At 46.1% G+C, this 545-nt stretch carries 1 protein-coding gene; it reads right to left on the reverse strand.

Translation table 11 applies throughout. The features are described 5' to 3' along the window. Nucleotides 1-31: 31 nt before the first annotated feature. Nucleotides 32-490 carry an IS200/IS605-like element IS200C family transposase gene (gene tnpA, locus ACJHWT_RS25485; RefSeq protein ID WP_000526135.1) on the reverse strand — a complete coding sequence of 153 codons (459 nt, stop codon included), beginning with the start codon at nt 488-490 and terminating at the stop codon, nt 32-34. Nucleotides 491-545: the final 55 nt, after the last annotated feature.

A 545-nucleotide genomic window follows, 5' to 3' on the forward strand; every position in this document is an offset into this window, starting at 1 on the left:
GCACACGATCTGACATTTGCATCCAACTTCGTTACTTACGGCCCGTAAACGGGCTGCCCGGATAGGGAATCGATAACTGCTCTCCCATTTTATCCTCTTCAAGCTGGTGCTTTATGTAATCCTGTATCTTCGCCGTGTTCTTACCCACCGTATCGACGTAGTACCCTCTGCACCAGAACTCTCTGTTCCTGTATTTGAATTTCAAATCACCAAACTGCTCGTAAAGCATCAGACTGCTTTTCCCTTTCAGATATCCCATAAAGCCGGATACACTCATTTTGGGCGGGATCTCCACAAGCATATGGATATGATCTGCACAGCATTCAGCTTCAAGAATCCGTACGCTTTTCCACTCACACAGCTTTCTCAAAATACTGCCTATTGCTCTACGCTTCTCTCTGTAGAACACTTGTCTTCGGTATTTTGGCGCAAAAACTATGTGATATTTACAGTTCCATCGGGTGTGCGCTAAGCTCTTTTCGTTCCCCATTGGGACCCCCTTTTGATTTCTTGTTTGACACTTGCAGTTGCCAGACCGCAAGGTG

The organism is Escherichia sp. WS338, from assembly GCF_046486405.1.
GTDB lineage: Bacteria > Pseudomonadota > Gammaproteobacteria > Enterobacterales > Enterobacteriaceae > Escherichia > Escherichia coli.